Genomic DNA, 11,212 nt, shown 5'->3' with positions numbered 1-11,212 from the left:
GGACTAAGGAAATATGCAGGAGATCTTGTTGATGTTTTTGCTACTAAAAGTTTATTGCTGCTCCCTCTTTATTTGATTGGGGGTATCGGGTTATTTCTATTATTCGGCATCCTGTTCTTTCTTTCCTACCATATTGAAAATACTTTTCATATCGACGGTTTTTTCAAGGGGTTTTCTTTTATTTTTCCGCTTGGGGCAATGACGATTGCATCCACTTGGTGCGCTCGTTCGGTTAAGGGTGATGAAGAGATGGGGTGGAGCTATATCAAGTGGGGAATCGGTTTGATGACGATTCCTCTAGGAGCTTTAATTTTCTTTCAATCACTTGCGTCACTGCTATTCTGCATAACCGTATGTTTCGGCGGACTAGGCCTGATTCTTCCTGTACTCAATACCTTTATTACCGGAAGTGTGGAAGAAGGAGAGAGAGGGTTTGTCGTAAGCATGTATGGTGCTGTAAGGTTTCTCGGGGTGGCAATGGGTCCGATTGCCTATTCGGTGTGGAAAGAAGATTTGGCTGAGATGTATATCATTTCATTCCTTTTTTCAATACTAAACATTCTGCTGTATCTGCTAATCTGTATTCGTCGTGAATGGGTCTTTAGACCTAAAGTTCAATAAAAATATACACTCTATTTACACTTCCTTAACATTTATCTGAGACGATAGTACAGGAAAAAGTTGGGGAGGAAGTAGAAAAATGCCGAAAACACCTTTGGTATCCTTAAGTAACGCTTTCAAGAATTATAGTGTCCGAAAACAAAATCTTTTACATTCTTTCAGTTTAAAGCCTCGGTTATTAATCGTAATGATGTTCACTGTAGTATTGACAGGTACTATTATAGGCTCGATTACGTATGTACAATCAGAAAAAACAGCCATTCATCTTATGGAACAGCGTTTAGCGCGTGAGGTGACATCCATTAATGATATTGCTCAAAGTCTAATGCTGATAAATGCAGGAAAGAAAGATCAGTTTAAGGAACAGTTTGACAGGATAATTAAAAAACAGGATACAGCATTGATACAGGACGATTTGGAAGCGCAATATTTTCTGATTCAGAATCAGCGCGCAATCCCGTATTCAGTGAGTAAGAATACAGACCTTCAATTTCCAGCAGAACTTATCAAGGAAATTGAAAAGAATGAAAAAGGTACTGCTCATAAAACCATTGATGGAAAAAAATATACGCTGGCTTATCACACCATCCAAGAATTGCAGGGGGAATACGTTCTTGTCATCCCTCAGGAAAATTATATGAAAAATATTCACTCAATTGCCATTTTTACAATGATCGCGATTGCTTTATGTATAGCAGCTGCATGTATGATCGTCCTGATTATCGTGAATCGACTGGTTTCGCCGATAACTGAACTTAGGGAGGCAATGAAAAGAGTACGTAATGGAGATTTGCATTCAACAATTTCGATCGATACTTCAATGCCTGAGATTAATTCTCTTCAAAAAAGCTTTCAATTGATGATTGAAAAAATGCGCGGCCTTATCTTAAATATTCATCAAACAACAGAACATCTATCTCTTACCGGAAAAAAACTGCAATTGTCTACTAGTGATATACTTGATGAAAACAGCAGGATGATGGAAACAGTCAGACTGGTAAAAAAAGGGGCAGAGGAGACAGCCGGTACTTCTGAACAAAGCGTACATTATTTTTATGAAATGAAGGGCTCTATTGAGGCAGTATTTGGCAAAATGGAAAATGTTCAAAGTAGCACGAGGAACATGAACCTTTCAGCAAATGAAGGTGAAATCCATGTAGATCATATGGTGAAAGGAATAAAGGACTTCTATCAAGAATTAACTGCGATGGCCGAAGTGATAAAGAATGTCGACGATCACTCCAGGTCGATTGTATCAGTCATATCGCTTATACAACAGATAGCTGAACAAACGAAGCTTCTAGCATTGAATGCAGCCATCGAGGCTGCAAGAGCCGGAGAATCAGGCAGAGGATTTGCGGTGGTAGCCGCAGAAGTGAAAAAACTTGCGGAACAATCTGCGGATGCGACGGGGAATATTTCTGGTACCATACATAAAATGAAAGACATTACAGAGCATGCTGCTTCCAGGTTTACGTTATTTATTTCTGAGTTTAACAAACAAATACATGAAGCAATAAGTACGAAGGAGTCATTTGATTTAGTGAAGAAGGATATAGGAGAAGTCACAGAAGTTCTGGATAACATTAGAAATGATTTAAGCTATTTGCAGGACTCTTTACCAAAAGTAGAATACTCTACAGATGCTTTTTCCTCGGTCGCTCAAGAAACAATGGCAGGGACTGAAGGGATGATGACTGCGTTTAACAATCAGTTAAGAAAACTAAACACCACTTATAAAATTGGAGAAGAACTGTTAATAAACTCCAATGATCTAAGGAAGATCAGTAAACAAATGAATATTTAAAATACCCCCTTCCCTGAAAAGGTAAGGGGGCGATTTTTATGCTTTTTTCTTTGGCTGAGGTATTTCTTTAATGGCCAGATACATGATCACTGTCAGCACGAACCAGTCCAACATTGGAGCAGCTGCTATGGAAGTTTGCAGTAGATTCATCAGGGTGAAAAACAGTGTAGAAACGGTTGCTGAATAAGCAGCGATCCTCCAGCTTCGACTGAAATTTATATTTCGCTTGATAAGTTTGGCAATGAATACTCCGATCATAGCGAAAATGGTAACTTTCAAAAACATCAACCCTGAAGTGAAAAGATAAAGGATGAGCAAGGCGGCAGGAAGCAGTATCCATTTTAAAGAAAGGATCGAGTCGATCACATTTATCACCATTTCATCCGTTACAGAGAAATCACTGAAAGCGGAGTAAGCATTGGATTGCTTATTTCCATCATTGATTACAACCAAATGTTTTTCAAGGAAAGCAACTGTATTTCCATCAATATCCAAGTCGCTCTCCTCTATTTCACCCGTACTATCAAATATGATGGTCATATCGTCCTTCTCGACCGTCATCGGCTGATTTATTTCTGAGGAAAGAGAGCCATCTTCAATTGAAAATGAAGGGAGTTCAGTCTTCAAAGCTTCCTTGACAGACTGTAAAGAAGAGGAAGCAAATGTGATGAACTGTACAGTTGTGGGCAGAATAGAAATCAATGTCAGTAGAAAAACGTACCGAATCGTTTTACCAATCCCCTGAAAACGGAATGCTGAGATATCCTTAGGGGAATAAATACTCTTATACAATTGTTGAAACAGGTTCATATCGAATACGTACTCCTTTCAGTAAAACACATATTCATTCTAAGCCTGATTCCAAGTCAAAGGCAAGAATAACCCAAAAACAGACATGAATAATAATTATAATTTGTAATGGAACTGTAATATAACTGCACTTTTATTAACCTATTGTAAATTTGGAGTAAAAACTATTTACGAATTCAATAAAATGTATTAAAAATGGAATGGGGTTTTTGTTGTTAAATGTCGAAAAACTAAGTAGGGGTTGAAAAAATGGAATTAAATTGGCAAGAGATGTTGTTCCAGTTCTTTGGCGGGCTGGGGATATTCCTCTTTGGAATAAAGTATATGGGTGACGGCCTGCAAAAGTCTGCAGGGGAACGCCTGAAAGACATCCTCGATAAGTTCACGACCAATCCATTCATGGGTGTACTTGCAGGGATTTTCGTTACTGTTCTGATTCAATCAAGCAGTGGTACGACAGTTATCGTTGTTGGTCTGGTAAGCGCCGGATTCATGACCCTGAGACAAGCCATCGGTGTAATCATGGGTGCCAATATCGGTACAACTGTGACAGCATTCATCATCGGATTTGATATTGGTGCTTACGCATTGCCTATTATTGCAATCGGTACGATTCTGCTATTCTTCTTTAAGAATAAAAAAATTCAGAACTTCGGTCAGATGATCTTTGGTTTTGGTGCCTTATTCTATGGACTGGAGTTAATGGGCGGGGGAATGAAGCCGCTTCGATCACTTGAAGCCTTCCATGATCTGACGGTAAGCATGAGTTCCAATCCTATTCTCGGAGTTGTAATTGGTACATTATTTACAGTAATTGTACAAAGTTCTTCGGCAACCATCGGGATCTTGCAGGAACTATATAGTTCAAATCTGGTAGATATCAATGCTGCACTTCCGATTTTATTCGGTGATAATATCGGAACGACAATCACTGCAGTATTAGCTGCACTCGGTGCATCGGTAGCGGCAAGAAGAGCTGCTGCAGTCCATGTAATGTTCAACCTGATCGGAACGACAGTCTTCCTGATTGCCCTTCCATTATTTGAGAAAATGGTTTTGTTCCTTCAGACTCAATTGGACTTGAATGAGCCAATGACGATTGCCTTTGCACATGGGACATTCAATATTACGAATACAATCATTCAATTTCCTTTCATTGCAATGTTAGCTCTAGTTGTAACGAAACTGATTCCCGGCCAGGATTCTTTTGTTGACTCAAATTCCAAGCATTTAGATCCCGTATTTATCGAACAATCGCCTTCCATCGCGTTGGGACAGGCGAAAGAAGAAGTTCTTCGCATGGGTCAATTTGCAGTAAAAGGCTTACAAGAAACAAATGAATTCTTAAGGACAAAAAGCTCGAAGAATTCAGAGGCTGCTTATCAGATTGAAGGAGCAATCAATAACCTGGATAAGAAAATCACGAATTATTTAGTGGACCTATCCTCTTCTTCATTATCAGAGGGGGAATCAGAACGTCATTCCATCTTGATGGACACTGTACGCGACATCGAACGGATCGGCGATCATTTTGAAAATATCGTTGAGTTGATCGAGTATCAGCAATCTAACAAGGTGAAAATTACAGATGACGCTATGGAAGATCTGGAAACGATGTTCAATTTAACGATCGATACTGTTGAGAGATCCCTTGAGTCACTGGATCTCAACGATACAGACATCGCCCGTGAAGTTGCTGAAAAAGAAGACAAAATCGATAAAATGGAAAGAAAGCTCCGTAAGCAGCATATTCTTCGCTTAAATGAAGGAAAATGTTCAGGACAGGCAGGAATCGTATTTGTGGATATTATCAGCAATCTGGAACGTATAGGAGACCATGCCGTAAATATTGCAGAAGCAGTATTAGGTGTAGAATAATATAAACAAGCAGCGTCAAAGACTGACTCAGAAGCTGAGTCAGTCTTTTTTAGAAGGGAGGCAGCAACATGGATATCCTTTATTGGACAATTATTATCATTCTGATGGCAATATCGTTTGTCGGGCTGGTGTATCCAATCATACCAAGTGTTCTGTTTTTGTTGGCCAGCTTTTTGCTATATGGTGTATTCTTCGAATTCTCACCGTTTAACTGGCTTTTCTGGACCGTGCAGATTCTTTTTGTAGTGTTACTATTCGGTGCAGATTACTTAGCGAATTTAGTGGGTGTGAAAAGGTTCGGCGGTACGAAGGCGGGGATATGGGGCAGTACGATCGGGCTTTTGATCGGTCCTTTCATAATTCCTGTCTTTGGTATCATCCTTGGTCCATTTCTTGGAGCAATCATCGGTGAATGGATTGTACATCGGTCATCATTTAAGAAAACCATTAAAGTTGGAATCGGCTCGGTTGTCGGATTTGTCTCAAGTGTATTCACCAAGGGCCTGATTCAGCTGGTGATGGTCATTTACTTTTTTCTTGTCATTTAATCTGGTTAAGATGTTTTTGTTTTTGGATAGTTCCAGCTGTAGATGGGCAATTTATTTTTGTAAGAAAAGCAAATCAAATTATTTGAACACATATAGGAGATTTGGTAATCTTATACTGAAACGACCTGAAAAGATTTCAGGAAACTTACATAGGGAGGAATTTTATTATGGCTTACAAATTACCTGAATTACCTTATGCATATGACGCTTTAGAGCCTCATATCGATAAGGAAACAATGAACATTCACCACACAAAACACCATAACGCATATGTAACGAAAGTAAATGATGCTCTTCAAGGACACGACGAACTATTAAGCAAATCAATTGAAGATCTAGTTTCCAATTTAGATGCAGTTCCTGAAGGAGCTCGTACTGCTGTACGCAACAATGGCGGCGGTCACGCTAACCATTCCCTATTCTGGACAGTCCTTTCTCCAAACGGCGGAGGAGCTCCAAGCGGTGAATTAGCTGACGCGATTACTTCCAAGTTCGGAAGCTTTGACAAGTTCAAAGAAGAATTCGCTAATGCTGGTGCAACACGCTTCGGTTCCGGCTGGGCTTGGCTTGTAGTCAACAATGGTGAATTAGAAGTGACAAGTACCCTGAACCAGGACAGCCCGCTGATGGAAGGAAAGACTCCTATCCTTGGACTTGACGTATGGGAGCATGCTTACTACTTAAATTATCAAAACCGTCGTCCAGACTACATCAATGCTTTCTGGAATGTAGTGAACTGGGATGAAGTATCGAAGCGTTATTCTTCTGCTAAATAATAGCAGTATCTGCATGTAAGAGAGGTTCTTTTTAGAACCTCTCTTTTTTTTGTATAACTTCCTGCCCTTTTTCAAAAGATAGGGGTACGTAAAAGGGGAGTTATAAATGAGCAGGTTTAAACGAATATTGGGTGACATTGATTTAACAAGGGACCTTTCATTGTTATTGTTGATCGGGGGATTGTATTCACTGAGTATTGCTTTATCAAACACGTTCGTGAATATCTATCTATGGAAGCAATCAGGTGAATTCATCGATCTCGGGATATACAACTTGACAGTTGTCATTTTTCAGCCTTTAACGTTCATTTTAGCGGGCAGGCTTGCAAAGAAGGTTGACAGGGTCATCGTTCTTAGATTAGGTGTTATTTTTTTGGCCATGTTTTACATATCTGTCCTTACATTCGGGGAATCCGCCGAGAATTTATTGGTTGTCCTCGGTGCATTGCTCGGAATAGGATATGGTTTCTATTGGCTGGCATTTAATGTACTTACATTTGAAATAACGGAGCCGGAGACGAGGGATTTCTTTAATGGCTTTCTCGGGACGCTCACTTCGGCAGGGGGGATGCTTGGTCCCATACTTGCTGGTTTTATTATTTCAAGGTTTACATCTTTCAAGGGGTACACAATCGTATTTGGTATATCCCTTGCGTTATTCACTGTTGCTGTTCTGTTAAGTTTTTTCTTGAAAAGAAGACCTGCCTCCGGTCGCTATTTATTTGTAAGGATATTCAAAGAAAGACAATATAATAAGAACTGGCGGCTGATTACCAATGCGCATTTTTTTCAGGGACTTCGTGAAGGGACTTTTGTGTTCATCATTTCCGTGTTCGTGTTCATCAGTACTGGAAGTGAGTTTGCGATAGGTACGTTCGGACTGATCAATTCCGGGATAGCCTTTATCGGTTATTATGCAGTTTCGAGATTTATTAAGAAACGTTTTCGAAAGAAAGCCATTCTGTTTGGGGGCATGCTGCTTTACCTTTCGATCTTTCTTATCGTATTCGACCTGACGTATACAAAATTATTGTTGTATGCTGCGACGATTGCCATTGCCTACCCGATTTTGCTGGTACCTTATATATCTATGACGTATGACGTCATCGGTACGGGATGGAAGGCTGCGGAAATGAGGATTGAATATATCGTCGTAAGAGAACTATTTTTGAACCTTGGAAGGATCGTTTCGGTTGTGGCATTTATTATTGCCGTCACATATTTCAATCAAGATCAGAGCATTCCGGTTCTTCTCATGCTCCTTGGTGCCGGACATACGTTGATTTACTTTTTTGTGAAAAAAGTGGAGCTGCCCGCATCCTGAATATGTAAATACGTTCAAAGGGAGGAATTTATTTCCTTCCTTTGTTCTGTGATTTCCTTGCCTTGAGAGTAGAAAAAGGAGTCTGTTTTCTATAAAATAAAGGATGGACAGAAAATTGATTCGATTATTTTTACATAGAGGAAGGACTGGAACGTTTGAAGAAAAGTAAGAAAAAGAAAAAGACACATGTCCCCGCAAGGATGAATTTGCTGTTTTTTGCGGTGTTCTTGTTATTCTCTCTTTTGGTTCTGAGATTGGGACTCGTTCAGATTGTGAATGGGGAAAGTTATAAAAATGAAGTAGAACGAACAGAAGATGTCGTCGTCAAAACAAGCGTTCCCCGGGGGAAAATCTTCGACCGCTATGGGAATGTGATTGTCGATAACATCCCGTTAAATGCCATCACTTATACAAGGACCAACAATACTTCAATCGAAGAAATGTTCGAGGTAGCGGCAAAGCTTGCAGACTACATTGAGAAAGATGCCAAAGAAGTGACAGAACGGGATAAGAAAGATTATTGGATCATCAAGAATGAGAAGAAAGCGGAAGAAAAAGTTTCTGAGAAAGAAATACAGAAGCTTCAAAATAATGAAGAATTATCAGAGGAAGACGTCAATGCTGAAGTATATCAAATGAGACTCGACCGTATCACGGAAGAAGAGCTTTCGGCTTTGACGAAAAAAGATTTGGAAACGATAGCCATCTATCGTGAATTTACAACTGGTTATGCACTGAACCCTCAAATCGTAAAGAATGAAGGTGTCACACCAGAGGAGTTTGCAGTGGTCAGTGAACATTTAAGCGAGCTGCCGGGTGTTAACACGACGACTGACTGGAAACGATCGTATGTGTTTGATGATACGTTAAGAACGATTCTCGGAAATGTATCGTCCACTCGGGAAGGTCTGCCGAAGGATCTGGTTAATTCCTACCTCGCAAGGGATTACAATCGGAATGACCGTGTAGGCAAGAGCTATGTTGAGCTTCAATACGAAGAAGTACTTCAAGGACAGAAAGAGCAGATTAAAAATGTGACAAAGGGTGGAAGTGTGCTTGAATCTTTATTGATCCAGGAAGGACAGCGGGGGAAAGATGTCGTTCTGACGATTGATATGGAATTGCAGCGTGAAGTCGAAAAAATCATTGAAGAAGAGTTGATGAAGCAAGTGGTCAATCGCAGTGAGTCGCCTGACCTTGACCGCGCCTATGTTGTCATGATGGATCCCAGTACCGGGGAAATCCTTGCGATGGCAGGGAAACAGTATGTGAAGAATCCGGAAACAGGCAAGTATGAGATGCGTGATGCCGCCCTCGGGACTTTCACCTCTACTTATGAGGTAGGTTCAGTCGTGAAGGGCGCAACGGTGCTGACAGGGTATATGACCGGCAACCTGACCCCGGGAGAAGTATTAGTAGATGAGCCTATTATCATCGGAAGGGAAGGTACACCGAAGACTTCTTGGTTTAATCGGTACGGCAGTATACCAATGACGGATTTATTCGCTCTTGAAAAATCCTCTAACTCTTATATGTTCAAAATTGCAATGAGATTAAACGGACAGCACTACGTGCCCCGTGCCACTATGGGCATTAATCCCGAGGCAATTAAAACGTTCCGTAATCACTTTTCACAATTCGGTTTGGGGGTGTCAACGGGAATAGATTTGCCAGGTGAGGCAACCGGAATTGAAGGGACCATGTCAAATCCAGGTTTGCTTCTCGATTTCGCAATCGGGCAGTTTGACACGTATTCAACAATGCAGCTTGCTCAGTATGTATCCACCATCGCAAATGATGGGTACCGTGTGCAGCCTCATGTCATGAAAGAGATCAGGGAGCCGACAAATGAAAAGGACATGCTCGGCCCGGTATTATTCGAAAAAGAAACAAATGTCTTGAACCGAATTGAAGCAACGTCATCTCAAATAGAACATGTCCAAAAAGGGTTTTATCGTGTTTATCATTCACCTGAAGGTACTGCTTATGCGCAGTTCAAAGATGCTCCGTATAATGCGGCTGGTAAATCAGGAACCGCTGAAACATATATTGACGGTAAACTTAGCTACAACACAACCCTGATCGGTTATGCACCATACGATCAGCCTGAAGTTGCGTATGCAACAATGGTTCCAGCCTCACATGTGCAGGCAAGTGGAGTGGCGGATCCCTACGTGAATAAGTACATTTCAAAGCGTGTGATGGACAAGTACTTTGAACTGAAGAAGAAACGTGCAAAAGAAGCCGGTGACACGACAACTGTCAATAAAAAGATTGAAAACGCTGATGAAGCAGAAAAAAGACAAGAAGAAGATCGAGTTGAAAATAACTGATGAAACGACTAAAGGCTGATCCCTGATGAGGATCAGCTTTTTTTTATAGGAATAAAGATGCAATGGAATTGATTTCATTCAAATGAATAAGTAAAAAAGCTTACGTGTCATCAATGGATAAATTTCTCGATATTTAAGGGTAAGAAGTGTTTTAACATACCTTTCAAGCGCTGAAACATAAATAATTGTCGAATTTACAAAACCTTTACAAACGATTAAAACCCAATTAACACTTATCTATTAATCTAGTACTCGTAGGACAAAACAACCAAGTTTCTTAGGGGGAATTTAGGAATGAAAAGCTTTAAACATTTAGCAATGTCAGCAATGGTTGGCTCCGCACTTCTATTAGGTGCATGTGGTTCCAGCGGAGGGGCTGAAAGTAATGGAGAACAATTATCAGGTAATGTGAAAGTTGACGGTTCTTCTACTGTCGCACCGATCGCTGAAGCAATCAACGAAGAATATGCTGCAGTACAACCAGATGTTAAAGTTTCAATTGGTGTTTCCGGATCAGGCGGGGGATTTGAAAAGTTCATCGCTGGAGAAACAGATTTATCTAATGCGTCCCGACCAATCAAAGATGAAGAAAAGAGTAGTCTTGAAGAAGCAGGAATTGATTTTACGGAATTTAAAGTAGCGAACGACGGGCTTTCTGTCGTTGTAAATAAGGAAAATGACTGGATAGAAGAACTGACGATGGAAGATCTCAGAAAACTTTGGTTAGAAGATGGAAAGACGAAGAAATGGTCTGACATCAACCCAAAATGGCCGGATGAGGAAGTTAAATTCTTTTCCCCGGGGACAGACTCAGGAACATATGATTTCTTCCATGAAGAAGTATTGGAAGAAAAAGATATGGTCAGACAAAATATCCAGCTTTCAGAAGACGATAATGTTCTTGTTACAGGTGTGACAGGTGACAAAAACGCAATTGGATTCTTTGGATATGCTCACTATTTAGCCAATAAAGATAATCTGAAAGTGGTAAAGATCGATGGTGTAGAACCGACAAATGAAACAGTCGAAAGTGGGGATTATCCATTATCCCGTCCATTGTTTGTATATGCAAAAAATGAATCGATGAAAGACAGTGAAGCAGCTTATGACTACAT

The 11,212-nt window shown here is 40.3% G+C and carries 9 protein-coding genes; 8 read left to right on the top strand and 1 reads right to left on the bottom strand.

From position 1 onward, the window contains the following. Together HP456_RS14030 and HP456_RS24840 are read left to right on the top strand one after the other, a co-directional pair. Positions 1-621, top strand: a 621-nt coding sequence (locus tag HP456_RS14030; protein ID WP_376766217.1) for an MFS transporter, incomplete at its 5' end; no start/stop codon positions are given. 79 nt (positions 622-700) lie between these two features. Beyond that, complete coding sequence (locus HP456_RS24840; RefSeq protein ID WP_216663288.1) at positions 701-2,428, top strand: methyl-accepting chemotaxis protein; 1,728 nt, start codon at positions 701-703, stop codon at positions 2,426-2,428. Between the two features lie 36 nt (positions 2,429-2,464). Here the strand turns inward: HP456_RS24840 and HP456_RS14020 are convergent, their stop codons facing one another. Next, the gene (locus HP456_RS14020; RefSeq protein ID WP_172252124.1) at positions 2,465-3,238 is read right to left on the bottom strand and encodes a DUF1189 domain-containing protein; all 774 of its coding nucleotides are present in this window, start codon (positions 3,236-3,238) and stop codon (positions 2,465-2,467) included. Positions 3,239-3,487: 249 nt separating this feature from the next. Between HP456_RS14020 and HP456_RS14015 the strand changes: the two genes are divergently transcribed. The 6 genes from HP456_RS14015 to HP456_RS13990 all read left to right on the top strand — a co-directional run. Continuing rightward, entirely contained in the window at positions 3,488-5,116 is a 1,629-nt protein-coding gene (locus tag HP456_RS14015; protein WP_172252122.1) for a Na/Pi cotransporter family protein, read from the top strand. A 68-nt stretch (positions 5,117-5,184) separates the two neighbouring features. Then, positions 5,185-5,664: a DUF456 domain-containing protein gene (locus tag HP456_RS14010; protein ID WP_172252120.1), complete on the top strand. Its 480-nt coding sequence runs from the start codon at positions 5,185-5,187 to the stop codon at positions 5,662-5,664. 167 nt (positions 5,665-5,831) lie between these two features. Further along, the gene (locus HP456_RS14005) at positions 5,832-6,440 is read left to right on the top strand and encodes a superoxide dismutase (RefSeq protein WP_172252118.1); all 609 of its coding nucleotides are present in this window, start codon (positions 5,832-5,834) and stop codon (positions 6,438-6,440) included. Between the two features lie 106 nt (positions 6,441-6,546). Next, the gene (locus HP456_RS14000; RefSeq protein ID WP_172252116.1) at positions 6,547-7,764 is read left to right on the top strand and encodes an MFS transporter; all 1,218 of its coding nucleotides are present in this window, start codon (positions 6,547-6,549) and stop codon (positions 7,762-7,764) included. Positions 7,765-7,898: 134 nt separating this feature from the next. Continuing rightward, positions 7,899-10,097, top strand: coding sequence for a peptidoglycan D,D-transpeptidase FtsI family protein (locus HP456_RS13995; protein WP_376766218.1), 2,199 nt, complete (start codon positions 7,899-7,901; stop codon positions 10,095-10,097). Positions 10,098-10,391: 294 nt separating this feature from the next. Continuing rightward, positions 10,392-11,212, top strand: an 821-nt coding sequence (locus HP456_RS13990) for a PstS family phosphate ABC transporter substrate-binding protein (protein WP_172252114.1), incomplete at its 3' end; no start/stop codon positions are given.

Origin of the sequence: Bacillus haikouensis (genome assembly GCF_013179555.1) — a bacterium.
GTDB classification, from domain to species: domain Bacteria; phylum Bacillota; class Bacilli; order Bacillales; family Bacillaceae_B; genus Rossellomorea; species Rossellomorea haikouensis_A.
This window is presented reverse-complemented; position numbering and strand designations above follow the sequence as displayed.

Bases quoted from the DNA above. Each gene is read 5' to 3' on its own strand.
- HP456_RS14010 (WP_172252120.1), top strand. From the start codon at position 5,185: ATGGATATCCTTTATTGGACAATTATTATCATTCTGATGGCAATATCG.
- HP456_RS14015 (WP_172252122.1), top strand. From the start codon at position 3,488: ATGGAATTAAATTGGCAAGAGATGTTGTTCCAGTTCTTTGGCGGGCTG.
- HP456_RS14020 (WP_172252124.1), bottom strand. From the start codon at position 3,238: ATGAACCTGTTTCAACAATTGTATAAGAGTATTTATTCCCCTAAGGAT.
- HP456_RS14000 (WP_172252116.1), top strand. From the start codon at position 6,547: ATGAGCAGGTTTAAACGAATATTGGGTGACATTGATTTAACAAGGGAC.
- HP456_RS24840 (WP_216663288.1), top strand. From the start codon at position 701: ATGCCGAAAACACCTTTGGTATCCTTAAGTAACGCTTTCAAGAATTAT.
- HP456_RS14005 (WP_172252118.1), top strand. From the start codon at position 5,832: ATGGCTTACAAATTACCTGAATTACCTTATGCATATGACGCTTTAGAG.